Genomic DNA, 26980 nt, shown 5'->3' with positions numbered 1-26980 from the left:
GCTTCCTGACAGTGGTACGTGCTGCGGGGTGCGCTACGGGCCTGCGGATGCGGGCCGGCCGTCAAAGATCACTCGGTCCCGGCGAGCGCCAGGTAAACGGCGGCGAAATCCACGATGGCGAGTAGCTCAGCGGCCTTCTCCAGGTCGCTGCCGGTGTCGGCCTCCAGCTCGCTGACGGCGGTGTCGCGCTCCTCGGCGAGCGCCTGGGCGGCGCGGGTGGCGGACAGCGGTCCCGGCTCGGTCTCGCGCAGCAGCACGACCCTGGCGTGCATCGCGGCGGGCTGCTCGACCCGGTCGCGGAAGAAGTCGTCCGGGTCGGCGCCGGCGGCCAGGGCGCCGGCCAGCAGGGTGCGGTGGGTGGCGAGCGCCTCGGGCAGTTCGGCGGCGAGCGCGGGGCGGCCGGCCAGCCCGGCCAGTTCGGTGGCGAAGTGCCGGCCGACGGCGCCGGCGATGGTGCCTTCGGTCCAGATCAGCGGGAGCGCGTCGGCGAGGTCGGCGGCCAGGGTCTTGCCGGGGTTGGTGTACGTGGGGATGGCCGGGCCGCAGCGTTCGGCGAGCTGGTCGAGGCGGTCGGCGAGCTTGCCCAGGGCCTCCGGCGGGGCGCTGAGCAGGCCGATCCGGTCGGCGAGCGAGAGCAGCGGGATGAGCACCGACCAGAGGGTGCCGGGGGCGGCCGGCGGGGCGCCCTCGACGTCGAATTCGGCGTCGTAGGGGGTGGTCGCCAGGGGGACGGCGAGGCCGCGGGCCTGGGTGACGGCGTCGGCGAGCGGGCCGCCGGCGGGGGTGACGGCGACGACGGCGCAGCCGCGGCGGGAGGCCTGCTCGACCAGCTCGGCGAGGCCGGGGTCGGCGGCATCGGGGCCGGGGAGCAGCAGCAGGTCCAGGGGTCCGGCCCAGCCGGGCAGCGCCCAGCGCAGCGCACCGGGCAGCGGGGCGACGCCGGTGGGCTGGATGAGGGTGACCGGGCAGCTGCCGCCGCCGAGCGCCCTGAGGAGGTCCGCCACACCGGGCGCGGCGGGGCCGGGGCCGGCGACGAGGACGGCGCGCGGCCGCCCGTCGGGGGTCAGCTCGGGGATGCCGGATTCGGCGGCGCTGCGGGCGGCTGTGCGGACCCGGGCGCCGGATTCGGCGACGCCGCGCAGCAGACCGAAGCGGTCGGCTCCGGCCAGCGCGTCAGGGGTGTCGAGGAGTGACTCGTCGAGCATGGTGGGCGCGGCCTCCGAATCGCCGGATCGGGCGGGGGTATGCCGGTTGGCGCCGGGGCGGGCCCGGCGGCGGCCGGTCAGGCGGGGCGGCGGGCTTCGTCGACGAGGAGTACGGGGATGCCGTCCCGGACGGGGTAGGCGAGGCCGCAGTCGCCGGAGGTGCAGATCAGCTCGGGGTCGGACGCGGAGTCCGCGGTCCGGTCCTGGAGGGGGGCATGGCATGCCGGGCAGGCAAGGATCTGGATCAAGCTGGCTTCGACCGGCATGGAGGCTGCTCCTTCGGGGCGGTTGCGGCGTGGCCAGCGTACCGCCGGGCGGGGGCGGGAGGCGTGCTCGGCGGTGATTCCGGGTGGTGCGCGGGGGTGCGGGCGGCGGGGAGACCGCTGCCGCCCGCCCCCTCGGCGACGTGCTCCGATGGCCGCCGCGTGGCTCGTGCGGCGGGGCGCGGGGGCTCAGCCGCGGATGATCGCCAGGGCCTCGTCGCGGATCCGGTCGGCGGTGGCGGTGTCGCGGGCCTCGACGTTCAGCCGGAGCAGCGGCTCGGTGTTGGAGGCGCGGACGTTGAACCACCAGTCGTCGGCGGTGACGGTCAGCCCGTCCAGCTCGTCGAGGGTGACGCCGTCGCGGCCCTGGTAGGCGGTCTTGATCGCGGCGAGCCGGCCGGTCTGGTCGTCGACGGTGCTGTTGATCTCGCCGGAGGCCGCGTACCGGTCGTACTGCGCGACCAGCTGCGACAGCGGGCCCTGCTGGCCGCCGAGGGCCGCGAGGACGTGCATCGCGGCGAGCATGCCGGTGTCGGCGTTCCAGAAGTCGCGGAAGTAGTAGTGCGCGGAGTGTTCGCCGCCGAAGATGGCGCCGGTGGTGGCCATCTCCTCCTTGATGAAGGAGTGCCCGACGCGGGTCCGGACGGGCTCGCCGCCGCTCTCCCTGACGACCTCCGGCACCGACCAGGAGGTGATCAGGTTGTGGATGACCGTGCCGCCGGGGTGCTTGGCCAGCTCGCGGGCGGCGACCAGGGCGGTGATCGCGGACGGGGAGACCGGGTCGCCGTTCTCGTCGACGACGAAGCAGCGGTCGGCGTCGCCGTCGAAGGCGAGGCCGAGGTCGGCGCCGGTCTCGCGGACCCGGGCCTGGAGGTCGACGATGTTCTTGGGATCGAGCGGGTTGGCCTCGTGGTTGGGGAAGGAGCCGTCCAACTCGAAGTACATCGCGTCGAGTTCGAGCGGCAGCCCCGCGAAGACGGTCGGTACGGTGTGGCCGCCCATGCCGTTGCCCGCGTCGACCACGACCTTCAGCGGGCGGATGCCGCTGAGGTCCACCAGGCCGCGCAGATGGGCGGCGTAGTCGCCCAGGACGTCGTGCCGGGTGACGGTGCCGGGCCCGGCGACCGGTTCCGGGGCGCCCTCGTCCGACCACCGCTCGACCAGTGCGCGGATGTCGGCGAGGCCGGTGTCCTGGCCGACCGGGGCCGCGCCGGCCCGGCACATCTTGATGCCGTTGTACTGGGCCGGGTTGTGCGAGGCGGTGAACATGGCGCCGGGCAGGCCGAGAGAGCCGCTGGCGAAGTACAGCTCGTCGGTCGAGCAGAGACCGATCTGGGTGACGTCCGCGCCGCGGGCCGCCGCACCGCGCGCGAAGGCGCCCGACAGGCCGGGCGAGGAGGGCCGCATGTCGTGGCCGATCACGATCGCGTCCGCGGCGGTGACCTCGACGAAGGCCGCCCCGAACAGCTCGGCCAGGGGTTCGTCCCACTGGGCGGGGACGACGCCGCGTACGTCGTACGCCTTCACGATCTGCGACAGATCAGTCACAGCCAGCCCTCCTGGAGAGTCTCTATGTCCTCCCAACCTACCGGGCGGCCCTGTGCGGTGGCCCGCTGTCCCCGTGTGCATGCCGCCGCGGCGCCGTAGTTGGCCGGATGCGGCGGACGGGCCGGGGCCGTCGGCGCGGGTTCAGGAATCCGGTGAGCGCAGCACCCGGAGGTGGCCGCGGCGGGCGACCTCCATGGGGTGGGTGTCGCGGTCGCCGGGGGCGTGGGTGCCGCCGGCGGCGCGTTCCTGGGGGCGGGCGGCTTCCCGCACGGCGTTCGCCAGGGCTTCGAGATCGTCGCCGCTGGGGCGGGCCGGGCCGGAGTCGAGGGCGAGGCGGACGACCTCCCAGCCGCGGGGCGCGGTCAGGCGCTCGGAGTGCTCGGCGCACAGGTCGTAGCAGTGCGGTTCGGCGTAGGTGGCGAGCGGTCCGAGCACGGCGGTCGAATCCGCATAGACGTACGTCAGCGTTGCGACGGCGGGGCGGCCGCACGCAGTGCGCGAACAGCGACGTACAGGGCTCACGACGTTGGACGGTACCGCACTCTTGAGCGGGCCGCGACGACTCTCCCCCGGCTCACCCAACCGTGTCGTCCCGCTTCGTCCGATGCGTCTGACCTGCACCCGCTCGACCTGACCTGGACCGGCCGGTCCGGGACGGACCGCCTGGGGCGCGGAAACCCGTCACGAGTCGATGCATTTCCTGCCATTCCGGCGTCGATCTGCGATCTCATGCAGGGATGCAAACGAACACATCGCGGACAGGTCCGGTCAGCCGACGACATGCCACGTCTTGCCGCGCTCCCCGGTGTCCGGGGGTCCTTGACGGCTACGCTCGATGCTGATGGACAGCCCTGTACCTCCCCGACCGTCGGAGCCGCGGCTCCGCCGCCGCGACCGCCACGGCCGCGGCATGCGCGGCCCGATCGCGCCGCCCCAGGTGCCGCTGTCGGTGACCCGTGCCGAGGCCTTCGTGGATCTTGTGTATGACTCCCGGGACCGGCTGGAGCGCCGCTGGCCACAGCTCTCCCAGGTCGACTTCCTGGTCCTGGAGGTGCCCGGTTTCGGCCCGGACGACGGGCCGGACGCGGCCGCCGAAGCGGAGACCGTGCCACTGGGGCGGATGCTGCCGGCTGCGGGCGGACATCGCGACCGGATCGTGATCTACCGGAGGCCGGTGGAGATCCGTACGAAGGGCCGCGACGAGCGGGCGCTGCTCGTCCATGAGGTCGTGGTCGAGCAGGTCGCCGAACTCCTGGGGCTGGCCCCGGAGTCGGTGGACCCGCGCTACGGCCAGGAGTGAGGCCGCCGCGCGGGTCCGGGGACGGGTGCGCGGTTCAGTTCGTGAGGACCGACAGGTCCTGGCCCGCGGCCGGGACGAGGACCGAACCGCGGTCGTCGGGCAGCGGCTGGACGGTGAACGCGGGTAGGCCGCCCTGGGGGCGGGCGAGCATCCGGGCCGCGTAGACGGGACCGCTGCCGGGCTCCGGCTCCACCGTCAGGGCGTAGGTCCCCTTCAGCCCCTGCGGGCGGGGCGGCTCGACATCAAGGCTGCTGCCGCCCTTGACCGTGTAGGTCTTGGTGACCGGGGTGCCGCCGCCGCTGCCCGCCGACGCGGTGACCTTCACCTTGGCGTCCTTGCCCTTCTCCGGCGCGACCAGCGACAGGGTGCTGCCGCGGTCGCGGTTGTCGGCGGCCGTGGCGCGCTTCTCGACCGGCCGGGTCGCGGGGATGAACGCCATCTCCTGCTTGGCGCCCTTGCCGCGGGTGACCCGCAGCGCGGCCGTGACCGGGGCCTTGGAGTCACTGTCGGAGGGCGTGAGCACCAGCGAACCGGCCTCGCCCTTGGTGAGGTCCTTGAGGTCCACGGCGGTGGTCATCCCGCTCTTGAGGTGCAGGGACTCCAGCCCGGCGGGCGTGATCAGCCCGGTCGGGGTGGCCAGTTGGACCTTCAGATCGGCGTCGGACTCACCGGGCGCGAGGGCGACCAGCCGCACGGAGGTGGCGTCCTTCGGGATGCCGGGCAGCACCACGCTCGGCGCCGGATCGGCGGCGGGCGGCAGCCAGTCGCTGCCGAGCTTGCCGTCGCTCGCCTGGACCGCGGCGCCCACCCGGCCCTCCCGCGCGACGACATGCAGCGAGGCGTTGGTGGTGGGCGTGGCGGTCAGCGTGGAGAGCAGCACCGGGACCGTGGTGTGCGGCGGTACGGAGATGTCCTCCCCCGCCGAGCCCGCCAACGAGCCGTCCTTGCCGTGGAGTTCGAGGTCGACGACGGCCGGGACCGCGTCGGGGTTGGTGAGGTGGACGTAGTCCTGGCGGTCGGTGGCGGTGCTGACGCCGGGGAACCAGAACGTGGTGTCGGGGGTGGTGCAGCTCAGCCCGAGGAGGCCGCGGCCCGCGCCGGCGGCGACGGAGGTGGTCTGCTGCACGGTCCAGCCGGGCGCGAACATGCCGTCCGCGGAGCCCACGAGGGCGGGAGCGTCGGGCTTGTCGGTGGTCGCGATGACCGGCTTGCCGGCCTCCTGGAGGGGCACGACGGGCTTGGTGTCGCGGGGGGCGACGGTCTGCCCGGCCGCGGCGTCCGCGGCGCCCTTGTCCTTGCCCTTCTTCCCGCCCTTGCCGCCGGCCCCGTCGCCGGCATCCCGCACGGTCCCGGCGGGCCGCAGCTCGGCGGTGCCCTTCTTGCCGTCCGCACCGGCCGCGGCGCCCTTGGGGGCGAAGGCGGTGTAGGCGGTCTCGCCGACCTCGGAGGAGGTCGGGGCCGGGCAGAGGAGCGCGGAGCGCTGGACGGGCAGCCGGCTGCCACCGCGCGGGGCGTCCCGGCCGTCGCCGTCCGGGGCGGCCACGGCGGCGACGCCGGTGACCGCGGCCAGCGCGACGGCCACGCCGATCAGGGACATCATGGTGCGCTTCACTGCTGGTCGCTCCCGTCACGGCGCGGCTCGGGGTAGGAGCCGGAGTACCCCGGGTACTCGGTGCCGTCGTCGTAGGGCTGCTGGTGCTGCGGCCCGCCGTCGCCGTACTGCTGCTGCCCGTAGCCGTACGGGTCGTAGGCGCCCGCCTGGTAGGGGTCCGCGTACGGGCCGGGGGCCTGGTAGGGATCGGCCGGCGGGTACGGCTGGCCGTACTGCCCGGCCTGGAACGGGTCGGGGGCGTAGGGCTGCTGTCCGCCGGGGTCGCCCGGGGGCACGGTGCCGTCCGGCACGCCCTGCTGGGCGGCCTGCCACTCCTCGTAGGACGGCTGCTGCGGCACCGCCGCATACGGGTCGCCGGGAGCGGTGGGGGCGGCGGCCTGGACCGCGTCCTGGCCGGGGGCCGATGCGGCCGCCGGGCCGTCGGCCGGGGCGGGCGGCTGCTCGCCGGCGCGCGCGGCGGGGACGCCGGGCCCGGCCGCCTCGGGGGCGCCGGCCGCCTCGGCCTGGGCCCGCAGGCGCCGCGCCCGCCGGCCGTCGCCGGACACCGCGGCGGCCTGCGCGGCGGCCGCGTCCTCCGGGAGGTCGTCATCGATCTCCCGGCGGCGGCCCGGCAGCGCCAGCACCACCAGGACGACGGCGAGCAGGCCCTGGGCCCACAGCCAGAGGGTGTGGCCGATCGGGTTCTCGTGGGTGAGGTCAAGGGTGCCGCCGCCCGCGGGGAGCGCGAAGCCCTGGGCCCAGCCGTCGACGGTCACCGGCTTGAGCGGGGTGCCGTCGAGGGTGGCCTGCCAGCCCTCGTCCGCGGCGTCCGCGAGGCGCAGCACCCGGCCGCTGTCTCCGCCGGGCACCTTGGTGTGTGCCTCGACGGGGCCGGCGGGTACGGCGACGGGTGCGGCGGTCTCGCCCGCGCTGGTGCCGTCCTTGGCGGCGCCCGGGACGATGGAGACCCGCGAGACCCGGCGGTCGACGCGCCACAGGGCGCTGCCGTCGTCCTGGCTGAGCCGGGTCAGGCCCGGCGTCGCGTCCAGCACCCGGCCCATTTCGCGCGGCGCCCCGTCCCTGACCAGGACGTAGCGGACCGCGTAGCCGCCGAGCTGGTTGGTCTGGTCGGCGCCGGAGCCGGCCACGAGGTGGGCGACGATGCCGCCGAGCCGCTTGTCCTCGCCCGCCGCGGCGGCCAGATCGGCATCGCCGAGCCGGGCGCCGGAGCCGCGGACGAGGGTGTAGTCGACATGACCGGGCGAGCCGTCGAGGACCAGGGTGCGGGCCCGGTCGGCGGTGCCGGACTCCTCGGCGACGAACGCCGGGACCTGCTCCGGGGTGCGCCGCTCCAGCGGACCGGACGCGCCGGTGATCATCCAGCTGACCGCGGCGTAGAGCGGGGCGAGCACGGACGCCAGCGCGATCAGCACGGCGACCGGCTGCTTCCAGCCGAAGCCGAGGCTGGCCATCCGGGTCCGGATGCCCTCCGCGCCGATCGCCGCGGCACACAGCAGCGCCAGCCCGTAGACCAGCATCGCGGGCCCGGTCCAGCCGGAACCGTTGCCCAGCGCCGCGAGCAGCAGCCCGGTCAGCGCCACCGCCCAGGCGGTACGGATCGCGCGCTGCCGCTCGTCGCGCAGCGTCGCGGCGAGCGCGGCCAGGACGATGCCGAAGAACAACACGCCGCCGGCGGCCTTGGGACCGCCGGGGCTGAGCCCGATGAGGTCGAGCACGGAGGCCGAACCGGCGCCGTAGTCGAGCCCGGCCTCCTGGAAGAAGGCGGACGGCCGGCTCAGCAACGACAGCGACCAGGGCGCGAGCACCACGAACGGCACCACGGCCACGACCAGGAAGCGCAGCCCGTAGGCGAGCATCTGGTCACGGCTGCCATCCAGGAAGCGCAGCACCAGCAGACCGATGCCGAGCAGCACCGCGATCGGCCAGACGACCGGGGTGAAGGCCATGGTGAAGGTGATCAGCAGGGTGTACGCCCAGGTGGCGCGCCAGCTGGGCCGGGTGCCCACGGGCAGCCGCAGTCCGCTCGCGGCGAGCGCGGCCCGCGCCATCAGGGGCAGCAGGACGGCGAGCACCGCGGTGCCCAGCCGGCCGCCCGCCAGCGCGCCGGCGGCCGCGGGCAGGAAGGCGTAGGCGATGCTGCCCCAGGCCCGCAGCAGCCGGGAGGCGACCAGCGGGCGGGAGGCGAAGTAGGCGGTGAGCCCGGCCAGCGGCACGGAGCAGACCAGCAGCAGGGTGACGGCGAAGCCGGTGCTGCCGAAGAAGACGCTCGACACCAGGGCGACGATCGCCAGGTAGGGCGGCGCGGAGGCGCTGCCGCCGACGCCGACCGCATGCCAGCTGTCGAGATATGCCGACCACAGGTCGGACACACTGCCGGGCGCGGGCAGCATCGCGCCGCCGGTCAGCGCGCCGGAGCCGAGCAGTCCGCGGCAGGCGACCAGCGAGACCACCAGCAGCAGGAGGAAGAGCAGCGGGGCCGGTTTGCGGGCGATCCGCTTGAGCCGGGCGAACTGCTCGATCTCCAGGAAGTCGGCGTCATCGCCGCCGGGCCCGGACTCGACCGCGCCGTGCCGGCCGGCCGAGGCCACATCCGGTGCGGCCCGCCCGGCGAGGTTGCCGGCGACCTGTTCGACGGTGGCCCGGACGGTGGCGCCGGGTGGCGGAAAGAGCGGCCGCAGCTCGCTCGCGTCGACGGCGGGCCGGCCTCTCCGTTTGCGCGCGGCGAGGATCTTGCCGGGCCGCAGCAGCGTGCCGAAGAGTCCGGCGAGTTCGTCCAGCGCCTGGCCCGGGACCTTGCCGACGAGGTACGCGAGCACCCGCAGGAAGGTGCCGATCAGCAGCCGGAGCAGGACGTACGGGAGGGTCGCGCCGCGGGTGTTGGCGAGCAGGGTGTAGACCGCGCCGGCCTTGTCGACGCGGTGCGGGTTGGCGACCGAGCGGCCGACGCAGTCGATGGGGCGGCGTTCGCGGGCGGATGCCTCGGCGTGCCGCAGGATGGCCTCCGGCGCGATCAGGACCTGGTGGCCGGCGGCCTGGGCGCGCCAGCACAGGTCGACGTCGTCCCGCATCAGGGGCAGCCGGCGGTCGAAGCCGCCCAACTCCTCATAGACGTCCCGGCGGATGAGCATGCCGGCGGTGGAGACGGACAGCACCGAGCGCACCTGGTCGTGCTGGCCCTGGTCCTGTTCGCGGCGGTCCAGGCCGGTCCAACGGCGGCCGCTGCGCGCGATGCTGACCCCGGCTTCGAGCAGTTGCCGGCGGTCGTACCAGCTGCGCAGCTTGGCGCCGACGATGACGGTGGAGGGGCTGGCGTCGGCGACCCGCAGCAGCTCGGCGAGCGCGTCCGGCTCGGGTGCGCAGTCGTCGTGCAGCAGCCACAGCCACTGGACCGGTTCGCCGTGCGGCAACTCCGGCATCTCGTACGCCTCGTCGCGCCAGGTGCGGGTGACCGGGTCCCAGCCGCTGGGCCGGCGCAGATACGGCAGGTCGTCGGGGGTGAGCACGGGGGCCGTGCGGACCGCTTCGTCGACGGCGGTGCCGAATCCGGAGCGGCGGGCGAGGTGCAGCACCCGCTGGTCCCCGATGGCCTCGGCGAGCAGCTGGGCGGAGTGGTCTGCGCTGCCGGTGTCGGCGCCGATGACGTTCTGCACCGGGCGCTCCTGGCCGAGCAGGCCGGTGAGCGCGTCGGGCAGCCAGCGGGCACCGTCATGGGAGACGATCACGGCGGTGACGACGTGCCGCGGGAACTCTGGGGTGGCAGCTGCATGTGAGGCGGCCTGGGCCGCCGACTGGCTGTGCACGGACATCGAGGTACGGGCCCTCCGGACCCGGGAGTTCGAAGGCCCGCGGCGAAGTCGCGCTGGGCCACCGCCCCCGGAAGACACTGCGACGGACTACGAGGCGACGCGCGCATCCCGTGGGGCGGCGGCGCATCTCGGACGGTGCCCCACACTAATGGTTCGCGCCGGTGCCCCGACCGGGTCCATACAGCAGTCCGCCTCCGGCGACCGGGTCGCTGGAGGCGGAGTGTTCGCTATAGGGGGATATGGGGAGTTGAGGGGGTGCGGCGGCGTGGTCCACGGGGCCGCCCGCCGTCGGTCCGGCCGGCTGCGCTGTCATCGTCAGACGGCGGCCTTCTTCAGCCGGCGCCGCTCGCGCTCGGACAGACCGCCCCAAATACCGAAGCGCTCGTCATTGGCGAGCGCGTACTCAAGGCATTCGGACCGGACTTCGCAGGCGAGACAGACCTTCTTGGCCTCGCGGGTGGAGCCACCCTTCTCCGGGAAGAAGGACTCGGGGTCGGTCTGGGCGCACAGTGCGCGCTCCTGCCAGCCGAGCTCCTCATCCGCCTCCTCGACCAGCAATTCCTGGAACAGCTCGGTCATGTGCGCCCCTCGTCTGTCTTTACGTCCCCGTGATCAAGCCGTGATCGATTTCGGCTGAACGACACGAGTGAAATTACAAGTGTGGTGATCCGGGCCAGTCAAGCCGAGATCTGCTATTGAGCCTCTTATTCACTCGGCGGAACCAAGCGGATGCGGAAAGTGTTCAAATCAGTAAAAACCAGGACACTTTCCCGGGCGTGCCACCCGGCACGTCCTCTTCACTCACCAAGACGCGACCAGGCGGCGTTCACGTTGCACCCCGCGCCGCCGAAGCGGGGGAGATCACAGACGGATCACGGGACCGCCTCGGCGTTTGAAAGCGCGGTTGCCGGTCGATGTCTCCGCGCCGGAAGCTGCACAAACCTTTCGCCGGGCGGAGTAACCGGATGAGGTGAAAGATTTACGTCAAACCAGACATCCAATTGACATCGCGCCGCGAACCCGGTCTCCTTGACCCCATGCCAACGACCCTCGCGCTCCGACTGACCCGTGCCTACGGGTCGCTCTGCGCTGCGCAGGCTCGCTGTCGCTGTTCCAGCTGTCGTAGCCACTGAGCTCCAGCCTTTTCGCTCGCACCACCCCGCAGCGCCTTCCGCTCCGCGCCGCCGCGCCACGCCCCCCACAGGGAGAGCCCGCGCCGCGCCGCAGCCCCCGCGTCACCCCAGCACTTTTGCCGAGGAACCCGAAACGCCATGAACAGCGACGTCCAGATCGCCGGCGACCCGCTCGCCATCCCCCACCTGCTGCCGCCCGTCCCCGCCCACCCGGCCACCGTCGCCGGCTTCGCGGGGCTGGCCCGCTCGATCGCCGCCGACCGCGCCGCCTGGGCCCCGCTGGTCCGCTACGACGCCACCACCCGCTGGTACCACCGGCTGCGCACCGGACCCGGCTACGAGGTGTGGCTGCTCAGCTGGGTGCCCGGGCAGGGCAGCGGCCGGCACGACCACGGGGCGTCCTCCGGTGTGCTGACCGTCCTGGAAGGCGAGTTGACCGAGCACGTCGAGGGCGGGCCCCGTTCGCTCACGGCCGGCGCCCAGCGGGTGTTCGCCCCCGGCTACGTCCACGAGGTCGTCAACGACGCCCTGACCCCGGCCGTCAGCCTGCATGTGTACTTCCCCGGGCTGACCAATATGCCGATGCACCCCAGCCAGGCCACGGACGCCGGGGCCGCCACCGCGCCGCCCGGGATACTGGCCCCCTGACACCGCGGGCGTTCAGCACTGCCGTGCCCGCCCGTCGCCCGGCCACCGCCCCTCATCGAGACAGCCTCCGGCTGACACACTGTTGCTATGCGAATCGTGGTTCTGGCCGGCGGTATCGGCGGCGCCCGCTTTCTGCGGGGACTGAAGGCAGCGGCTCCGGACGCGGACATCACCGTCATCGGGAACACCGGTGACGACATCCATCTGTTCGGGCTCAAGGTGTGTCCCGACCTCGACACCGTCATGTACACGCTCGGCGGCGGCATCAACGAGGAGCAGGGCTGGGGCCGTACCGACGAAACCTTCCGGGTGAAGGAGGAGTTGGCCGCCTACGGCGTCGGCCCCGAGTGGTTCGGGCTCGGTGACCGGGACTTCGCCACCCACATCGTGCGGACCCAGATGATCGGCGCCGGATATCCGCTCAGCGCCGTCACCGAGGCGCTGTGCGCGCGCTGGAAGCCCGGTGTGCGGCTGCTGCCGATGTCCGACGACCGGGTCGAGACCCATGTGGCCGTCGACGAAGAGGGCGAGCGCAAGGCGATCCACTTCCAGGAGTACTGGGTGCGGCTGCGGGCCTCGGTGCCCGCCCATGCCGTGGTCCCGGTCGGCGCCGATCAGGCCAAGCCCGCCCCGGGCGTGCTGGAGGCCATCGCCGCGGCGGATGTGGTGCTGTTCCCGCCGTCCAATCCGGTGGTCAGTATCGGCACGATCCTGGCGGTGCCGGGTATCCGGGAGGCCATCGCGGAGGCCGGGGTGCCGGTGGTCGGACTCTCGCCGATCGTCGGCGACGCCCCGGTCCGCGGTATGGCCGACAAGGTGCTGGCGGCCGTAGGGGTGGAGGCGACCGCCGCGGCCGTGGCCCGCCACTACGGGTCCGGGCTGCTGGACGGCTGGCTGGTCGACTCCGTCGACGCGGATGCGGTGGCCGAGGTCGAGGCGGCCGGGATCCGCTGCCGGGCCGTGCCGCTGATGATGACGGACCTGGACGCCACGGCCGCGATGGTGCGTGAGGCGCTGGAGCTGGCCGCGGAGGTCCGGGCGTGAACGACGCCGACGGGGTGCCCGCCTACCGGGTGTGGGCGCTGCCGGGGGTGCCCGAGGTGCGGCCCGGCGACGACCTCGTCAAGCTGATCGTGGCCGCGGCGACCGCCGACGGAGTGCCCCGACTCGTCGACGGCGACGTGCTGTTGGTGACGTCGAAGATCGTCAGCAAGGCCGAGGGCCGGGTGGTCGAGGCCGCCGACCGGGAGGCGGCGATCGATCAGGAGACGGTGCGGGTGGTGGCGCGCCGCGGCACACTGCGGATCGTGCAGAACCGGCAGGGGCTGGTGATGGCCGCGGCCGGTGTCGATGCCTCCAACACCCCCTCGGGGACGGTGCTGTTGCTGCCGGAGGACCCGGACGCCTCGGCGCGGGCCCTGCGCGCGGGCCTGCGCGCCGCGCTCGGCGTCGACGTCGGTGTCGTCATCAGCGACACCTTCGGCCGGCCCTGGCGCAACGGGCTCACCGATGTCGCCATCGGCGCGGCCGGGGTGCGGGTGCTGGACGATCTGCGCGGCGGCACGGACGCGTACGGCAATCCGCTCAGCGCGACGGTGGTGGCCACCGCCGACGAACTGGCCGCCGCGGGCGACCTGGTGAAGGGCAAGGCCGCCGGGCTGCCGGTCGCGGTGGTGCGGGGGCTCGGCCATCTCGTCGGGGAGACCGGCGAGAGCACCGGGGCGCGTGTCATGGTGCGCAGCCCCGAGGACGACATGTTCCGGCTGGGCACCTCGGAGGCCGTACGGGAAGCGGTGACGGGGCGGCGTACGGTGCGCGCCTTCACCGACGAGCCGGTCGATCCGGGGGCGGTCCGGCGCGCGGTGGCGGCGGCGGTCACCGCCCCGGCACCGCACCACACCACGCCCTGGCGGTTCGTGCTCCTGGAGACACCGCGGGCGCGGGCGCGGTTGCTGGACGCGATGCGGGACGCCTGGATCGCGGATCTGCGCCGGGACGGCAAGTCGGAGGAGTCCATCGCCAAGCGGATCCGGCGCGGCGACGTACTGCGGGCCGCGCCGTATCTGGCGGTGCCGTGCATGGTGACGGACGGCTCGCACCCCTACCCCGACGCGCGGCGGAGCACGGCGGAACGCGAGATGTTCCTGGTGGCCCACGGCGCGGGGATACAGAACTTCCTGGTCGCACTGGCCGGCGAACGGCTCGGCTCCGCCTGGGTGTCGTCCACGATGTTCTGCCGGGAGGTGGTCCGGGACGTGCTCGGGCTGCCGGCCGACTGGGAGCCGATGGGGGCGGTGGCCATCGGGCGTGCGGCGACCGCACCGCCGGCACGCCCGGCGCGGGCCGCCGACGACTTCGTCGTGGTGCGCTGACCCGCTTCGTCGCGGTGCGCTGATGCGCTTCGTCGTGGTGCGCTGCCCCGCGGCCCCGCGCACCGGTCACAGCCGGGCTATGTCCCCCACGGGGAAGCGCGGGGCGCGGCGCGGCGGGACGCGGCCGGAGAGCAGGATCAGCCGGGCGGCGCGGTGCCGCTGGCCCTCGTAGGGCGCGAGGAGTTCGAGCATCTCCTCGTCGGTGGTGCCGCGGCGGCCGGTGAGGGCGTAGCCGATGATCTTCGGCAGATGCAGATCGCCGACCGTGATCGCGTCCGGGGCGCCGAGGGTGCGCTGAAGCGTCTCCGCGGCGGTCCAGGGGCCGATGCCGGGCAGCGCCATGAGCCGCCGGGTGGCGTCCGCGAGGTCCATCCGCGCGGCTTCCTCCATCCGGCGGGCGGCCCGTACGGCGCGCAGGATCGCGGACGAGCGCTTGGCGTCGACGCCCGCGCGGTGCCACTCCCAGGAGGGGATAAGCGCCCAGCCGCGCGGCTCCGGCATCACCCGCATCCGCTCCCAGGGGCCGGGGGCGGGCTCGCCGTGCCGCTGGAGCAGCAGGCGCCAGGCGCGGTAGGCCTCGTCGCTGGTGACCTTCTGCTCCAGGATCGAGGGGATCAGCGACTCCAGGACCAGGCCGGTGCGCGCCAGCCGGACGCCGGGGTGGCGACGGCGGGCCTCATGGACGATGCGGTGGCGGGCGGTCAGCCGCGCCGGGTCATCGGACTCCCCCAGCAGCTCGGGGAGGCGGTCGAGCAGCCAGTCGGCGCCCGGTCCCCACGCCTCGGCCTCGATCTGGCCGGCGGCCGGACGGGCCGCGATACGGAGCGTGCCGGGCCCCTCGGGCGTACGGCAGGCGCGCCACAGCTCGCCGTCGCGCACCCCGAACGCGGGGTCGCCGGGGCCGCGCTGGAGCACCCCGAGCGTGCGGTGCAGGTCGAGCGGGCCGGGCGGGTCCCAGGTACGGGCGGGCATGCGGCCAGGTTAGGCGATGGGGGTGACAGCGGGGCGGGCCGCGGGGGTGGGCCGTAGGCGGGTCCGTAGGGGGTGGGCGAACACATCCCGTAGGGGTAGCGAGCGCCCCCTCGGGGCCGACAACGGGGTGGGGTGGGGCGGTATTCCCGGGGGCGGCGGGAGCGGCGGGGGGACGGCCGGAGCGACCGGGCGGGCCGGAGCGGCGGGGCGCGGCCGTAACAGCCGGGCGGGCCAAAGCGACCGGGCGCAGCCGGAACAGCCGGGCGAGCCGTAACAGCCGGGCGGGCCTGAGCGGCTGGCCGAAGCGACGCGACGCGCCCCACGAGCCACAGGACGCGTGCCAGGCCTGACAGCCCGCCCGGAGCCGTCGGCCGCCGCCTACTGGTCGGACGAGAAGCGCACCGAGCCGGCGGGGATGTCGGCGTCGCACCAGACGCGGAGGCCGTCGCGCAGCTCGTTGTCGGCGCCGATCCGGGCGCCGTCGCCGATGACCGCGCCGTCCAGGACCGTACGGGCCCCGATGTGCGCGCCGGCGCCGATCAGCGAGTCACGGATGCGGGCGCCCGGTTCGATGACCGCGCCGTCGAGGACGGCGCTGCCGTCGATCTCGGCGCCGGCGCCGATGACGGTGCGCGGGCCGACGACGGTGCCGCCGGTGAGCTTGGCGTCGGTGGCGACCTCGGCGGTCTCCAGGATCAGGCGGTCCCCGCAGCGGCCGGGCACCGCCGGGGACGGGGCGCGGCCGAGGACCAGGTCGGCGGAGCCGCGGACGAAGGCCTGCGGGGTGCCGAGGTCGAGCCAGTACGTGGAGTCGACCATGCCCTGGAGGTGGGCGCCGTCGGCGAGCAGGCCGGGGAAGGTCTCGCGTTCCACGGAGACCGGGCGGCCGGCCGGGATGGTGTCGATGACCGACCGGTTGAAGACATAGGCACCGGCGTTGATCTGGTCGGTGACGATCTCCTCGGGGGTCTGCGGCTTCTCCAGGAAGGCGGTGACCCGGCCGGTGTCGTCGGTGGGCACCAGGCCGAAGGCGCGCGGGTCCTCGACCCGGGTGAGGTGCAGGGAGACATCGGCGCCGGAGGTGCGGTGGGTGCCGACGAGGGCGGCGATGTCCAGGCCGGTGAGGATGTCGCCGTTGAAGATCAGCACCGGGTCGTCGGGGGCGGAGTGCAGCCGCGAGGCGACATTGCGGATGGCGCCGCCGGTGCCCAGCGGCTCCTCTTCGGTGACGTACTCCAGGTGCAGGCCGAGTGCCGATCCGTCGCCGAAATACGGCTCGAAGACCTCGGCGAGGTAGGAGGTGGCGAGGACGATGTGCTCGACGCCGGCTGCCCGGGCGCGGGCCAGTTGGTGGGTGAGGAACGGCACGCCCGCCGCCGGGACCATGGGCTTGGGCGTATGCACCGTCAGCGGGCGCAGCCGGGTGCCCTTGCCGCCGACCAGGAGGATCGCTTCAGTCACCTTGTCTTCTCTGCTTCCTGCTGGGGTCGGCCGATCGGCGGACCAGTGTAGGCAGACGGGCTCCCGGGCGGCCCGCTGGTGGGGCGCTCCCGTGCCGTTTCAGGCCACGGGAGGGAGGCGGACGTCGTGGCAGCTAGGACGAGCCCGCCGCGGGAACGGTTCAGTGGTCCCCGCAGCCTGCACCGTGACAGACCCGCGCAAACCCGGAAGATGCCGAAGGTGCCGTCGTGCCCCGGCCGAGAAGCGGCTCAGCGGCCCTGGAGGTTGGCCGCGGCGAGGCGGGTGGCGGCCAGCTTGTCGTAGAGGTGGACGCCGGGGCAGTCGGTGGTGAAGCCGTCCCGGTGGCCGGAAATGACGTGCAGCGGGACCTTGGTGCCCTTGGGGAAGCGGTTTCCGCCACCGGACAGCAGCTGGGTGGTGGCGCGCGGATCGACGCTGTAGAGGCCGAGCTTCCAGGCCGTCAGCCGGGCGATGGCCTCGACGGCGGGCTGGGGAGGCTCGTCGTCGGTGAAGGTGCCGAGGACGGCGATCCCGGTGCTGTCGGTGTTGAAGCCGAGGGTGTGGGCGCCCATGACGGGTTTGGCGACGCCGCCGGCGCGGCCCTCGTAGACCGTTCCGCACTTGTCGATGAGGAAGTTGTAGCCGAGGTCGCGCCAGTGGTTGCTCTTGACGTGGAAGCGGTACATGGCGCGGATCAGTGAAGGGGCCTCGGCGCAGTCGTAGTTGTTGCCCGAGCCGCTGTGGTGGACGAAGGCGGCGCGGACGGTACGGGTGTAGGTGAAGGCCTTTTCGCGCAGCTGCTCGTCGGCGCCCCAGCCGGCCCGGGTGACGATCCGGGGGCGTGGCCCGATGTGGGTGTGGCCCGGCGGCGCCCCGTCCACCGCGGCGATATCGGCCTGGGAGGCGGCCTGGTCGAGGGCCGGGATCTCGGTGGCGCCGAGCGGGGCGAGCTTGGTGTTGGCGGCGGAGGCGGCGGTGGCCTCGGGGGTGAGCGGGGCCGGGGGGTCGGCGTGTGCGCCGCGGACGGCGCGCGGCGGTCTGCCGGGATCGACGAGTTCCAGCCGAAGTCCGACCGGGAGGGTGGCCCGGGCGCGGTGGCGGGCCTCGGGGGTGATGCGCAGTTGGACGGCGTCGGAGTCGCCGACCCACAGCGGTGCGGTGCTGCCGCGTACCTCGCTGTCGCGCCGCTCGGCGGAACCGAGGTCGGGGGCGTCGTCGTTGTGGACCTGGACGTCCTGCCAGCCGGACCAGTCGCCGCTGCCGGTGGCGCGGGTGCGGACCTGGACCCGGCCCCGCAGCTCGGCGGCGGCGTCGTCCCAGACGACCCCGAGGAGTGAGAACGGCCGTACGGTGCGGGCCGGCAGGCCGAGCGACTGGGGCGTGGGCGCCGGGGTGGCGTCCCGGGCGTCGGGGCGCGGGGCGGGTGCGCCGAGCGCCGCCACCGGCAGGGACTGGGTGCTGCCCGGCAGCTCACCGGAGCGGGCGGGGTGCGGCGCGGCGGCGGGGGCGGCGCTCGCACCGGTCACCGGCACGAGGGGCAGGGCGAGGACGGCGGTGCACACGGCTCCGAGACAGGTCGCAAGGAAGGGGCGCATGGTCAAAATCCTGGACATGTCCGGAGCGAACGCGCCAACGGTGATCTGACGGGGCATCGGCCGATCCGGTGGCGCGGCCCCGTCGGGCCCGACCCGCCGCCAACCGGCGCCGCGCGTACCCTGGCCGCGATGAACGCCACCGAACGCACCCCCGCCGACCTGCTGAGTTCCGCGCTCGCCGCGGACCCGGCCCGCCCGCTGGTGACCTTCTACGACGACGCCACCGGCGAGCGCGTGGAACTGTCCGTCGCGACCTTCGCCAATTGGGTGGCCAAGACCGCCAACTACCTCCAGGGCGATCTGGCCGCCGAGCCCGGCGACCGGCTCGCGCTGCTGCTGCCCGCGCACTGGCAGACCGCCGTCTGGCTGCTGGCCTGTTCGTCCGTGGGCGTGCTGGCGGAGGTGGACGGCGATCCGGCCGCCGCCGATCTCGTGGTCGCCGGGCCGGACCGGCTGGAGGCGGCGCTCGCCTGCTCCGGGGAGCGGGTGGCGCTGGCGCTGCGTCCGCTGGGCGGCCGCTTCCCGCAGCCGCCGGCGGGCTTCGCGGACTACGCCGTCGAGGTGCCGGGCCAGGGTGACCGGTTCGCGCCGTTCGCACCGGTGGACGCGGGTGCCGCGGCGCTGGCCGTCGGCGGCGAGGAGCTGACCGGGGCCGGGATCGTGGCACGTGCGCTGGCGGACGCGGAAGCGGCCGGACTCCCACAGGCGCCCCGGGTGCTGTCGGGGCTGGGCTACGACACCTGGCAGGGCCTGTCGTACGGGCTGTACGCACCGCTGGTGACCGGTGGCTCCGTGGTGCTGTGCCGCCACCTGGACCGGCTGGGCGCCGAGGGCATGGCCGACCGGGAGAACAGCGAGAAGATCACGTTCCGGGCGCCGCTGCCGCACTGAGGAAGCGGCGCTCCCCCGTCCGGCGGACCGGACGCGCCCCGGGCGGGCCGGTACGTCCGTTTCAGGCCAGGATCTTGAGTACGTACAACCATGCGCGGGTTTCGTCCGTCTCTTGTTCCGTCCGAGCCTGCGTGCGGGCGCGACGCCGACTCCGTGAGGGATGGACGCACACGTGACCGAGACCCCCGAGCCCCCCAGGTTCGCCGGCTGGGCCGCGCGCCCGGCCGGGGGCCGGGGAGCGGACGGGCCGGGGCCGCCGCGCATCCCGCCGCACCGGTGGCACCTGCGCCGCTGGGTCGCGCTCGGGATCGCCGGTTTCGTACTGGCCGGGGCCGGTACCGGCTGGGCGGTGTACGCCAAGCTCAACGGCAATATCCACACCGACAGCGCCACCGAGCGGGAGCTGCGGAAGTGGGAGTCCGAGCGGCCGCCGGCGGGCCCGCCGAACGCCGGGAACGTGCTGCTGATCGGCTCCGACAGCCGTACCGGCGGCAATGTCCGGTACGGCCACAGCCGCGGCCAGCGCTCGGACACGACGATGCTGCTGCATCTAGCGGCGGACCGGCAGAGCGCCACCGCGGTGAGCATCCCGCGCGATCTGGTGGTCGAGCTGCCGCACTGCAAGCGCCCGGACGGCACGGAGACCGCACCGCGGCCGGCCCCGTTCAACGAGGCGTTCGCGGCGGGTGGCCCGGCCTGCACGATCCGCACGGTCGAGAAGCTGACCGGGATCCGTATCGACCACTACTTGATCATCGACTTCGTCGGCTTCACGAAGATGGTGGACGCGGTGGACGGCGTCGAGGTCTGTCTGCCGCAGCCGGTGCGTGATCCCGAGGCGCATCTCACCCTGCCCGCCGGCCGGCAGACCCTGCACGGTGAGGACGCGCTCGGTTACGTACGGGCACGAAAGAGTCTGGGCAACGGCAGCGATACCCAGCGCATGGAGAGGCAACAACGATTTCTTGGCGCACTCGTGAAGAAAGTGCAGAGCAATGGTGTCCTGCTCAATCCGACGCGGCTGTATCCGGTGCTGGATGCCGCGACGAGTTCACTGACCACGGACAGCGGGCTCGCTTCCCTGAGGGGGCTGTACGAATTGGTGCGCAGCACCCGCCGCATTCCTACCGAGCGGGTTCAGTTCATGACCGTGCCGCGGCAGGAGTACCACCTGGACCCCAATCGCGATGAGCTGCGGCAGCCGGACGCCGGGCGGCTCTTCGCGCGGCTGCACAGGGATCTTCGGGTGACCGTGACGCCCCCGCAGGACGCCGGGGAGGAACCGGTCCGCACCGGAAACGGATCTTCGGACGACCGGCCGGACACCCCGTCCGAGCCCGCGCCGAGTTCCGGTCCGGCGTTTCCCGGGACGACGGCGGAACACGGGGCCTGTGAATAAAGAGGCCGCAAAACAAGCCGACGACTCGAATGGATTGGGCGGATTGCCCAGTTGTAGGTAAGTGGAATTTGTCACGAGCGTCGCGGGGCGCTGAACTGGGCGGATAGTGTGAGCGATCCGGTCGCTCGACCAAGCCGACCGATGAACCAGCAATCTCGATCGACCTACCGAGCGCCTTGAGGGGATGGCGCCGCGTGGCACCGACGGAGGACTCAAGGCACCGTGGACGCGCAAGGCCGTGGGCGGGCGGGCGACAACAACGTCGATCCCGCCGATCAGTGGGTGTTCGATCCGGACACCGGCAACTACGAACTGCGGCTTGACCCTGGTCAAGCCGCCGCTCGGCCCTCCGACCGCACTGCGGCCGGCAGACGCGCCGCCCGTAAGCGGGACGCCGAGGTCGGCGACACCGACACCCGGCCGCTGCCGACCCAGCGCGGCCGGCGGGACGAGAGCGCCGTGGACGGCGACGGCGAGCGCCCGGCCGGCGGCCGGGCGGCGCGCCGTGCCGCCGCCGCCCGTACGGCGACAGCGACGGCGGCGGAGGCGGGCCCGGCGGGCCGCCGTAAGCGCAAGCCGAAGAAGTCGGGGAAGAAGCGGGCGCTGCACTGGACCGCCGGTGTGGTGGGCTTCGTCCTCGTCGCCGGCTGCGGCGCCGCGTACTACATCTACCAAGAGCTGGACGGCAACATCTCCAAGGTCGATGTCGGCGTGGAGAACGACGCGGTGTCCGACGGCCCGGTGAATCTCCTGATCATCGGCACCGACTCCCGCTCCGGGAAGGGCAACGGCGGCTACGGCGACGTCGGCAGCGTGGGGCACGCGGACACCACGATCCTGATGCACATCTCCAAGGACCGGACGAACGCCACCGCGCTGAGCATCCCGCGCGACATGATCACCGACATCCCCAACTGCCCGACGAAGCAGAAGGACGGGTCGACGAAGACCGTCCCGGGCGAGAACCAGGTGCGCTTCAACACCAGCCTGGGCCAGGAGGGCCGGGACCCCGGCTGCACCTGGCGCACCGTCGAGCAGATGACCGGGCTGAAGATCAACCACTTCATGATGGCCGACTTCAACGCCGTCAAGGAGCTGTCCACTGCGGTGGACGGCGTCGAGGTGTGCGCGGCCAAGGACCTCAACGACCCCAAGTCGCACCTGAAGTTGAAGGCCGGCCGGCACACCGTCAAGGGTGAGCAGGCGCTGGCGTTCGTCCGTACCCGGCACGCCATCGGATTCGGCAGCGACCTGGACCGGATCAAGATGCAGCAGCAGTTCCTCAGCTCGCTGATCCGCAAGCTGAAGTCCAGCGCGTTCAGCAGCCCGGGCAAGCTCTACGACGTCAGCCAGGCGGCGACCAAGGCGCTCACCGTCGACACCGGTATCGGCACGGCGGGGAAGCTGCTGGACTTCGGTAACGACCTCAAGAAGGTCGACATCGACAAGATCACCTTCGCCACGGTGCCGGTGCTGGACAACCCCAAGGACCCGGCCACCGTCATTCTCAACAAGACGGCGGCGGACCCGCTGTTCGCGATGGTGCGGGCGGACCACACCCTGGCCAAGGGCAAGAAGGGCAAGGGCAAGAAGGCCGCCCCGGTCAAGAAGGCCCCGCCCGAGGCGGTACGCGTCGATGTCACCAACGGCGGCGGACCGATCGGCTCGGCCCAGGAGACCGTGGACTGGCTCCAGAACACCAAGGCCGCCAAGCTCTCCACCAACGCCGGCAACGCACCGGCGAAGCTGGCCGCCACCCGCCTCGAATACGCGCCCAACCAGGCCGACCAGGCCGCCACTCTGGCCGACTGGATGGGGCTGCCCAAGAGCGCGCTGAAGAAGTCCGGGCAGAACGCCGGTGACCGCCAGCCGATGAAGCTGGTCCTCGGCAAGGACTTCAAGGCGCCGGGTTCACCGATCGAGGCGCCGACCGAAACCCCGGACGGGGTGCAGAACGTCAATGCAGATGACAAGAACATCTGCGCAAAGTGAATTGAGCGGGATCCGGCCGCCCTGCCGAGGCGCCGAGCGCACAACTGACAACGGGGAGAGGGCCGAATGGGGCAGAGCAGTGTGCGTGGGGACCGGTCGCGTCGCAGACGCCGGCCGGAAGCAGCGGAGACGGGCCGGGACGACGGCGTCTACGAGGACAAGGGGCTGCCCCCGGACGCACCCGGCTGGACGCCTCCCGAAGGCGGTGCCGTGGCCGCCGCGGACGGGGACGGGGACGTGCCCGCCGACGGCGGCGGGCACCGCCGAGGGGGGCAGCCGCGCCGCACGGGCCGCAAGGTGCTGCGGTGGACCGCCCTCACCCTCGCCGTCCTGATAGTGGGCGGCGCGGGTGCCGGCTACTGGTACTACGAGCACCTCAACGCCAACCTCCGCAAGGCGCCGAGGTCCCTGGGCGGGGGCGGCCTGAAGAAGCCGGACCCCAACGCCTTCGGGCAGAGCCCGCTGAACATCCTGCTGCTGGGCTCCGACGGCCGGAACAACGCCAAGAACATCGAGCTCGGCGGAGCCCGCCAGGACGCGGACCGCAAGCCGCTCGCCGATGTGCAGATGCTGCTGCATGTCTCGGCGGACCGCAGCAACATGTCGGTGATCTCCATCCCCCGGGACACCCGGGTGACGATCCCCCGGTGCACCGACCCGAAGACGCATGAGGTCTTTCCGCAGACCTCCGCGGCCATCAACCAGTCGCTCCAGCACGGCGGTCCGGGCTGCACCCTCGCCACCTGGCAGGAGCTGACCGGCATCTACATCGACCACTTCATGATGGTCGACTTCGCCGGCGTGGTGGACATGGCGGACGCCATCGGCGGGGTCCCGGTCTGCGTCGACGGGAACGTCTACTCGCACGACAGCAAGGGCCACGGCAGCGGGCTGAAGCTCACCAAGGGCACCCACTCCGTCAAGGGCGTCCAGGCCCTCCAGTGGCTGCGCACCCGTTACGGCTTCGAGGACAACACCGACATCGGCCGGGCCAAGGCCCAGCACATGTACATGAACTCGATGGTCCGTCAGCTGAAGAAGGACGCCAAGCTCACCAACCCCGGGGAGCTGCGCGATCTGGCGGAGGCGGCGACCAACGCGCTGACCGTCGACGACGGGCTCGACACCGTCAAGAAGCTCTACGACCTCGGCGGCGATCTCAGCCGGGTGCCGACCAAGCGCATCACGATGGTCACCATGCCCTGGCAGTACGGCCCCGGCGAGTCGTATGTCATGCCCAAGCCGGGCGACGCGGACGCGACCTTCGGGCTGCTGCGCAACGACACCGCGCTGGACGGCAAGGACAAGAAGAAGAAGGCCACCCCGGCCCCCAAGCCGTCAACTCCCAAGGACCAGCTGAAGGTTGTCGTGCAGAACGGCACCAACAGCACGGTGAACGGCCCGGTCTCCGGCCGCGCGTCGGCCATCCAGCAGCAGCTGTCCGGGCTGGGCTACACCTCGGCCGGCACCGACTCCGCGCTCACCACCCAGGCCGACACCACGATCACGTACCGGGACAAGGCCCAGCGGGGCGACGCCCTGGCGCTGGCGAAGGCGCTCGGACTGCCCAAGGACGCGGTCCGGGAGTCGAGTTCGGCCACCGGGATGCGGCTGGTGGTCGGCAACGACTGGCGTACCGGTACGGCGTACCCGGAGCAGTCGGACGACGAGAAGGGCGCGGACAAGGCACCGGACAGCGCCGACGCGCTCAACGGTGAGGACACCAAGGCCTGTATGAAGGTGAATCCGTCGTACACCTTCTAGGCGGAGGGGCGGGGTTGCCGCTTCTCGGCGGGGAGGCCCGGGTTGCCGCTTCCAGGCGGGGGCCGGGTCTGCCGCTTCCAGGGCGGAGGGCCGGGTCTGCCCCGGTCGGCGTTGCGCTGCGGCCCAGTTGGTTTTTTCCCCGCCGCCCACCCCCCTTCGGGGGGTGGGCGGGTGTAGAGGGCAGGTGCCCCGTTACTCCGCGTCCGCCGCCGGTGTCATGACCGCCGGGCGGCGGCTGGCGATGACCTTCCTGGCGAGTGAGCGGGGGCTGGTCAGGAAGCCCGCGCCCCAGGCCATGTGCATGGTCGCCAGGGCGACCGGGATCTGCACGCGGGCCTTGAGCGACAGCCCCTTGCCGGCCGGCACCGAGCCCGCGGTGATGGCGGCGAGATAGCCGGCCGGGACGACCAGGCCCCAGGGGGTGACGGCCGCACCGACCACCAGGCCCGCCGCGATGGCGCACACCGCGGTCGGCGGCGCGAGATAGCGCAGATTGATCGAACCGGCGTGGTAGCGGGCGACGACATGGCGCCACTTGCCGTAGTCCTTGTACTGCTTGGCCAGCGCCTTGATGCTCGGCCGCGGGCGGTACTGGACCTTCAGCTCGGGCGAGAACCAGATCGCGCCGCCGGCCTCCCGGATGCGGAAGTTCAGCTCCCAGTCCTGGGCGCGGATGAACTCCTCGTTGTAGCCGCCCTGCTGCTCCAGCACCTCGCGGCGGAAGACGCCGAGGAAGACGGTCTCGGCGGGGCCGGCCTGCCCGCCCGTGTGGAAGGCGGCATTGCCCACACCGATCTTGGAGGTCATCGCCGCGGCGACCGCGTCCTCCCAGGCGTTCTCGCCCTCGGCGTGCATGATGCCGCCGACGTTCGCGGCGCCGGTCTCCTCCAGGAGGCGCACGGCGGTGGCGATGTAATTCGGCGAGAGCATGCCGTGGCCGTCGACGCGCACCACGATCGGGTGCCGGGAAGCCTTGATCGCGGCGTTCAGCGCGGCGGGCGTGCGGCCGGTGGGGTTGGGCACCGTGTGCACCCGGGCGTCCTCGGCGACGAGCTCGGCGGCGATCTCGTCCGTACGGTCCGTGGACGGGCCGAGGGCGATCACCACCTCCATCTCACCGGCGTACTCCTGCTCCAGGATGTGCCGGACCGAATTGCGCAGGTGACGTTCCTCATTGAGCACCGGCATGATCACGGAGACGGCCGGGGGCTGCTGCTGCGGCATGGTTCCTCGGGGGTACGGCCCGTGGCGGAGCCGCCAGCGACGGCAGCGCCCGCCGGGAGACTGCAGAATCGCGCCCACGTTACCGCGAATGGGGGACGCCCTCGGACGCAGCCGGGTGGCCGGATGCCGGATGCCCGGCGTGTGGCGCTTTGCAGCCGATCATATGGACCTACGGTGTCCTCGTCCGATTGATCCCGACTTGCCCCGCTCCCCTGCTGCCCCGTTCCCGTGCGGCCCCGCTCCCCGCCGGGCCCCGCTCACGCCGTCCAGCCGCGGAGGTGTCCCCCGTGACCGCGCCGTTCCGCTTCCCCCGTCCGGCCCGGCGCCGGGCCGCCCGGCCCGGTACGCGCCGGCGCCCGCCGGGCCCGCGCTGGGGGCTGCGGATCGGCGCCGTCGTGTCCGTGCTGCTGCTGGCCGCGAGCGGCGTCGGCCACGCCGTGGTCACCGGGGTGGAGAGCGGCATCGGCCGGGTGGACGCCTTCCAGGGCATGAGCAACCGGCCCGGGGGCGGCGACGGGCTGAACTTCCTGGTCGTCGGCACGGACGGGCGCGACCGGCTCACCGCCGCGGAGAAGCAGAAGTACCACCTGGGCGGGGCGCCCTGTCACTGCACCGACACCCTGATGCTGGTGCATCTCTCCGCCGACCGGGACCGCGCCAGCGTGATCAGCCTGCCCCGCGACTCCTACGCCGAGGTCCCCGCGCACACGGACGCCGTCACCGGCCGCCAACGCGCCCAGCACCCCATCAAGCTGAACGCGGCCTATGCCGAGGGCGGCCCCAGCCTCACCGTGCGGACCGTCGAGCACATGACGGGGGTGCATATCGACCACTATCTGGAGGTCGACTTCACCAGCTTCATGCGCAGCGTGGACGCGGTCGGCGGGGTGGAGATCTGCACCGTACGGCCGCTGCACGACAGCTTCACGGGGCTGGATCTGCCGGTCGGCAAGTCGCGGCTCAACGGTGGCCAGGCACTTCAGTACGTGCGCTCACGGCATCTCGACGGCTCCGCCGACCTCGGCCGGATGCAGCGCCAGCAGCGCTTCCTGGCCGCTCTCATCCACAAGATCACCTCCTCCGGAGTGCTGATGAACCCCATCCGCTTCAGGGACGTCGCCGACACGATGCTGCGGTCCGTACGGGCCGATTCGGGCTTCGGGGCCGGCGACCTGGTGGACCTCGGGCAGGCGATGCGGGGCTTCACCCCGTCGTCGTCGGAGTTCACGTCCGTGCCGCTGGGCGATGTGGCCCGGCCGGTGCCGGGGGTCGGCTCGACCGTGCGCTGGGACCCGGTGCAGGCCCCGAAGCTGTTCCGGGCGATCCGCGAGGACCAGCCGATCACGGCGCCCCGGGACCGGGACGAGCCGCGGGCCAGGGTCGTGGACATCCCGCCGGGCCAGGTCCAGGTGCGGGTCGACAACGGCAGCGACCGGGCCGGTCTCGCCGCCACGGTGGCGAAGGAGCTGCACGCCACCGGCTTCGCCACCACCGGCGTCCCCGGCAATTCCGCTCACGGCAAGGTGCCCCGGACGGCCATCGTCTACGACCCGCGCTGGGACCGCTCGGCCCGCTCACTGGCCGCCGCGCTGCCGGGCGCGCAGCTGCGGCCGGCGGCCGGGCGGGGGCCGGTGATGCAGGTGACGGTGGGCCAGGGCCAGGGGACGGTGCAGCGGGTACGGGCCGAGGAGCCGCCGCAGAAGCCGGGCCGGATCTCGGCGATCACCGGGGACGAGGCAGTGTGCCCATGAGGGAGCGGAACCCGGCCGGAGGCCGGTGGATCACAGGGTGCGTG

20 protein-coding genes are annotated in these 26980 nt (G+C 73.3%); 9 read left to right on the top strand and 11 right to left on the bottom strand.

Going from position 1 to position 26980, the window contains the following annotated elements; all coding sequences use genetic code 11:
- Nucleotides 1–68: 68 nt before the first annotated feature.
- The 4 genes from TU31_RS20305 to TU31_RS20290 all read right to left on the bottom strand — a co-directional run bounded on the left by TU31_RS20305 (nucleotide 69) and on the right by TU31_RS20290 (nucleotide 3598).
- Entirely contained in the window at nucleotides 69–1205 is a 1137-nt protein-coding gene (locus tag TU31_RS20305; protein WP_042156556.1) for an SIS domain-containing protein, read from the bottom strand.
- A 77-nt stretch (nucleotides 1206–1282) separates the two neighbouring features.
- Nucleotides 1283–1471, bottom strand: coding sequence for a Trm112 family protein (locus TU31_RS20300; protein WP_042156554.1), 189 nt, complete (start codon nucleotides 1469–1471; stop codon nucleotides 1283–1285).
- 186 nt (nucleotides 1472–1657) lie between these two features.
- Nucleotides 1658–3016, bottom strand: a complete 1359-nt coding sequence (locus TU31_RS20295) for a phosphomannomutase/phosphoglucomutase (protein ID WP_042156552.1) — start codon at nucleotides 3014–3016, stop codon at nucleotides 1658–1660.
- A gap of 141 nt (nucleotides 3017–3157) precedes the next feature.
- Nucleotides 3158–3598 (bottom strand): DUF3499 domain-containing protein, encoded by a 441-nt coding sequence (locus tag TU31_RS20290; protein WP_078885876.1) that lies wholly within the window; start codon nucleotides 3596–3598, stop codon nucleotides 3158–3160.
- 328 nt (nucleotides 3599–3926) lie between these two features.
- Between TU31_RS20290 and TU31_RS20285 the strand changes: the two genes are divergently transcribed.
- A complete protein-coding gene (locus TU31_RS20285; RefSeq protein ID WP_042156714.1) occupies nucleotides 3927–4316 on the top strand; it encodes a metallopeptidase family protein in 390 nt (129 codons plus the stop codon).
- Nucleotides 4317–4350: 34 nt separating this feature from the next.
- Here the strand turns inward: TU31_RS20285 and TU31_RS20280 are convergent, their stop codons facing one another.
- The 3 genes from TU31_RS20280 to TU31_RS20270 form a co-directional block, all read right to left on the bottom strand.
- The gene (locus tag TU31_RS20280; protein ID WP_042156548.1) at nucleotides 4351–5928 is read right to left on the bottom strand and encodes a DUF5719 family protein; all 1578 of its coding nucleotides are present in this window, start codon (nucleotides 5926–5928) and stop codon (nucleotides 4351–4353) included.
- Complete coding sequence (locus tag TU31_RS20275; RefSeq protein WP_042156547.1) at nucleotides 5925–9734, bottom strand: glycosyltransferase family 2 protein; 3810 nt, start codon at nucleotides 9732–9734, stop codon at nucleotides 5925–5927. Before TU31_RS20275 ends, TU31_RS20280 begins: the two co-directional genes overlap by 4 nt.
- Before the next feature lie 315 nt (nucleotides 9735–10049).
- Complete coding sequence (locus TU31_RS20270) at nucleotides 10050–10313, bottom strand: WhiB family transcriptional regulator (protein WP_003983763.1); 264 nt, start codon at nucleotides 10311–10313, stop codon at nucleotides 10050–10052.
- A 692-nt stretch (nucleotides 10314–11005) separates the two neighbouring features.
- Between TU31_RS20270 and TU31_RS20265 the strand changes: the two genes are divergently transcribed.
- The 3 genes from TU31_RS20265 to TU31_RS20255 all read left to right on the top strand — a co-directional run bounded on the left by TU31_RS20265 (nucleotide 11006) and on the right by TU31_RS20255 (nucleotide 13887).
- Entirely contained in the window at nucleotides 11006–11515 is a 510-nt protein-coding gene (locus TU31_RS20265; protein WP_042156544.1) for a cysteine dioxygenase, read from the top strand.
- A gap of 87 nt (nucleotides 11516–11602) precedes the next feature.
- Entirely contained in the window at nucleotides 11603–12559 is a 957-nt protein-coding gene (cofD, locus tag TU31_RS20260) for a 2-phospho-L-lactate transferase (protein ID WP_042156542.1), read from the top strand.
- Nucleotides 12556–13887 (top strand): coenzyme F420-0:L-glutamate ligase, encoded by a 1332-nt coding sequence (locus TU31_RS20255; RefSeq protein WP_042156539.1) that lies wholly within the window; start codon nucleotides 12556–12558, stop codon nucleotides 13885–13887. Before cofD ends, TU31_RS20255 begins: the two co-directional genes overlap by 4 nt.
- Before the next feature lie 66 nt (nucleotides 13888–13953).
- Here the strand turns inward: TU31_RS20255 and TU31_RS20250 are convergent, their stop codons facing one another.
- From TU31_RS20250 to TU31_RS20240, 3 genes are all read right to left on the bottom strand, one after another.
- Nucleotides 13954–14859 (bottom strand): DNA-3-methyladenine glycosylase family protein, encoded by a 906-nt coding sequence (locus tag TU31_RS20250; protein WP_042156537.1) that lies wholly within the window; start codon nucleotides 14857–14859, stop codon nucleotides 13954–13956.
- Nucleotides 14860–15237: 378 nt separating this feature from the next.
- A complete protein-coding gene (gene manB, locus TU31_RS20245) occupies nucleotides 15238–16320 on the bottom strand; it encodes a mannose-1-phosphate guanylyltransferase (protein WP_042156535.1) in 1083 nt (360 codons plus the stop codon).
- Nucleotides 16321–16568: 248 nt separating this feature from the next.
- Nucleotides 16569–17915 (bottom strand): peptidoglycan recognition protein family protein, encoded by a 1347-nt coding sequence (locus TU31_RS20240; RefSeq protein ID WP_042156534.1) that lies wholly within the window; start codon nucleotides 17913–17915, stop codon nucleotides 16569–16571.
- A 129-nt stretch (nucleotides 17916–18044) separates the two neighbouring features.
- Between TU31_RS20240 and TU31_RS20235 the strand changes: the two genes are divergently transcribed.
- The 4 genes from TU31_RS20235 to TU31_RS20220 all read left to right on the top strand — a co-directional run bounded on the left by TU31_RS20235 (nucleotide 18045) and on the right by TU31_RS20220 (nucleotide 23961).
- Nucleotides 18045–18806, top strand: a complete 762-nt coding sequence (locus TU31_RS20235; protein ID WP_042156532.1) for a TIGR03089 family protein — start codon at nucleotides 18045–18047, stop codon at nucleotides 18804–18806.
- 160 nt (nucleotides 18807–18966) lie between these two features.
- Nucleotides 18967–20205, top strand: a complete 1239-nt coding sequence (locus TU31_RS20230) for an LCP family protein (RefSeq protein WP_042156529.1) — start codon at nucleotides 18967–18969, stop codon at nucleotides 20203–20205.
- Nucleotides 20206–20427: 222 nt separating this feature from the next.
- Nucleotides 20428–22197 carry an LCP family protein gene (locus TU31_RS20225; protein WP_042156527.1) on the top strand — a complete coding sequence of 590 codons (1770 nt, stop codon included), beginning with the start codon at nucleotides 20428–20430 and terminating at the stop codon, nucleotides 22195–22197.
- 66 nt (nucleotides 22198–22263) lie between these two features.
- Nucleotides 22264–23961: an LCP family protein gene (locus TU31_RS20220; RefSeq protein WP_042156525.1), complete on the top strand. Its 1698-nt coding sequence runs from the start codon at nucleotides 22264–22266 to the stop codon at nucleotides 23959–23961.
- A 192-nt stretch (nucleotides 23962–24153) separates the two neighbouring features.
- Here the strand turns inward: TU31_RS20220 and TU31_RS20215 are convergent, their stop codons facing one another.
- Nucleotides 24154–25263, bottom strand: coding sequence for a glycosyltransferase family 2 protein (locus tag TU31_RS20215; protein WP_502693976.1), 1110 nt, complete (start codon nucleotides 25261–25263; stop codon nucleotides 24154–24156).
- A 209-nt stretch (nucleotides 25264–25472) separates the two neighbouring features.
- On the opposite strand from TU31_RS20215, the gene TU31_RS20210 reads away from it, so the two are divergent.
- Entirely contained in the window at nucleotides 25473–26936 is a 1464-nt protein-coding gene (locus TU31_RS20210; protein ID WP_042156521.1) for an LCP family protein, read from the top strand.
- Nucleotides 26937–26980: the final 44 nt, after the last annotated feature.

This window comes from Streptomyces lydicamycinicus (assembly GCF_000829715.2).
Classification (GTDB): domain Bacteria; phylum Actinomycetota; class Actinomycetes; order Streptomycetales; family Streptomycetaceae; genus Streptomyces; species Streptomyces lydicamycinicus.
The sequence above is the reverse complement of the archived record's forward strand: the minus strand, read 5'-3'. Positions and strand labels throughout refer to the sequence as shown.

Bases quoted from the DNA above. Each gene is read 5' to 3' on its own strand.
- TU31_RS20305 (WP_042156556.1), bottom strand. From the start codon at position 1,205: ATGCTCGACGAGTCACTCCTCGACACCCCTGACGCGCTGGCCGGAGCC.
- TU31_RS20300 (WP_042156554.1), bottom strand. From the start codon at position 1,471: ATGCCGGTCGAAGCCAGCTTGATCCAGATCCTTGCCTGCCCGGCATGC.
- TU31_RS20285 (WP_042156714.1), top strand. From the start codon at position 3,927: ATGCGCGGCCCGATCGCGCCGCCCCAGGTGCCGCTGTCGGTGACCCGT.
- TU31_RS20275 (WP_042156547.1), bottom strand. From the start codon at position 9,734: ATGTCCGTGCACAGCCAGTCGGCGGCCCAGGCCGCCTCACATGCAGCT.
- TU31_RS20270 (WP_003983763.1), bottom strand. From the start codon at position 10,313: ATGACCGAGCTGTTCCAGGAATTGCTGGTCGAGGAGGCGGATGAGGAG.
- TU31_RS20265 (WP_042156544.1), top strand. From the start codon at position 11,006: ATGAACAGCGACGTCCAGATCGCCGGCGACCCGCTCGCCATCCCCCAC.
- cofD (WP_042156542.1), top strand. From the start codon at position 11,603: ATGCGAATCGTGGTTCTGGCCGGCGGTATCGGCGGCGCCCGCTTTCTG.
- TU31_RS20250 (WP_042156537.1), bottom strand. From the start codon at position 14,859: ATGCCCGCCCGTACCTGGGACCCGCCCGGCCCGCTCGACCTGCACCGC.
- TU31_RS20240 (WP_042156534.1), bottom strand. From the start codon at position 17,915: ATGCGCCCCTTCCTTGCGACCTGTCTCGGAGCCGTGTGCACCGCCGTC.
- TU31_RS20235 (WP_042156532.1), top strand. From the start codon at position 18,045: ATGAACGCCACCGAACGCACCCCCGCCGACCTGCTGAGTTCCGCGCTC.
- TU31_RS20230 (WP_042156529.1), top strand. From the start codon at position 18,967: ATGGACGCACACGTGACCGAGACCCCCGAGCCCCCCAGGTTCGCCGGC.
- TU31_RS20220 (WP_042156525.1), top strand. From the start codon at position 22,264: ATGGGGCAGAGCAGTGTGCGTGGGGACCGGTCGCGTCGCAGACGCCGG.